This window comes from Rhodoferax sp. (assembly GCF_039922535.1).
Taxonomy (GTDB): domain Bacteria; phylum Pseudomonadota; class Gammaproteobacteria; order Burkholderiales; family Burkholderiaceae_C; genus Rhodoferax_B.
Window position 1 is genome coordinate 1 of the sequence record NZ_JBDTEM010000195.1, and the last position, 1,570, is coordinate 1,570.

Consider the following 1,570-nt stretch of genomic DNA (forward strand, 5'->3'; position numbering starts at 1 on the left):
CGCCAAAGCCCAGGTCAAACACCAGGGGCTGGACGACCGCTTCAAACAGCCATTGCTGCGCGTCGGAAAACAAATTTGTCAAAAAATCCATGGGCCCGATTATTGGGGATGGCTGGATATCCACGCCGTGTAGTCGGGATGCTGGCGCAGAGTACGAAAACAAAAACCGCGCTCTTTCAGGCCGACGATCAGCGGCTCCAACACCGCTGGTGCCCAGGGATCTTTACGCGACCAGATGCCCAGATGCGCCAGCAAAATGTCGCCGTTGCGGATGTTGCGCAGGGCCTGGGCCAGCAGCGCGGGGTTACTGGTTTTTTCACTCGATAGCTCGTCGCCCAAAAACCCGGCCGGGGCCCAACCCACGTGCGCATACCCACAGGATTTGGCCGCCGCCAGCAGCGCGGGCGAGGTCTTGCCGCCGGGTGCGCGGAACAGTGGCAGCGGGGCCTGACCGGTCATGGCCTGCATGCGCTGGCTGGCGCGCCGGATTTCTTCGCAGTACTGGGCTGCGGTCCAGGTGAATTCGCGGTCGGTGTCCGGCCCGGCCGAAGGTTTGACGCGAAACCGGACCGGCGTGCCCGGCACGTCAGCTTTCCAGTACACATGGTCAAACGTGTGCGAGGCAAAGGCGTGGCCCTCGGTGGCCCGGGCTTTCCACCACGGCGCCCAGTGCTCGCCCAGGCTGCCGTCACCTTCTTGGGTGCGTTCTTGGGCACCAAAGAAAGTCACCTTGACCTGCTGGCGGTTCAGCACCTCGGCCACCAACGGGGCAATACCCATATGGCCGGTGTCGAAAGTCAGGTAGACCGGCTTTTCACAAGGTTTTGGGGCCTCAGCGCAGGTAGCACCTGCGCTAGCAGCTATCAATACCGCAGCAACAGCAACTTTAGCGTGCTGCGTGGTCCAGAGTCCAAACGCCATGGGGAGACCTTCCAACATTGATTTGACGCACGACTTTTTTGGATTCCAGGTCGATCACCGTGAGCTTGCGGGCCCAGCGCGACGACACCAGCAGCAGCTTGCCATCGGCCGACACGTCCATGCAGTCCGGCCCGCCAGGTGCCGGGTAGGTCGCCACAGACTCCAGGGTTTGCAGGTCGATCTTGCTGATGCTGTTGGCCACCCGGTTGCTGACAAAAACATGGCGCTTGTCACCCGCCGCGCGGAACGCGTGCGAGCCCTTGCCGGTGGCGATGACCTTGGTGCGCACGGGGGTCTTGCCAGACACGTCGTACACCTCCACGCCCTCCCCGCCCGTCAGGCCGACCAGCAGGGTTTTGTCATCGGCTGTGCCATAGACATCGGCGGGCATGGCGCCCGTGGGGGTGCGCCATTTGATGGTCTGGGTGGCCAGGTCCACCGCGACCAGCTCGTCGCTGTCTTGCATGGTGGAGTAAATGGTGGTGCTTTTGCTGTCGATCCACAGGTGGCTAGGCGTTTTGCCGGTCGCCACGCGCTTGGCCAGCACGATGTCTTTGCCGTCCCAGCGGTAGATGTCGATGTGGTTGAGCCGGTTGGCCGCAGTGACAAACCACTTCATATTGGGCGAGAAGCGCAACTGGTACGGGTC

The 1,570-nt window shown here is 62.4% G+C and carries 2 protein-coding genes; both read right to left on the reverse strand.

What is annotated here, in order from left to right; genetic code table 11:
• Positions 1–99: 99 nt before the first annotated feature.
• Entirely contained in the window at positions 100–921 is an 822-nt protein-coding gene (locus ABI213_RS09240; protein ID WP_348026825.1) for a polysaccharide deacetylase family protein, read from the reverse strand.
• A partial coding sequence (locus tag ABI213_RS09245; protein WP_348026827.1) for a YncE family protein occupies positions 887–1,570 on the reverse strand: 684 nt, incomplete at its 5' end. The genes ABI213_RS09240 and ABI213_RS09245, both read right to left, overlap by 35 nt.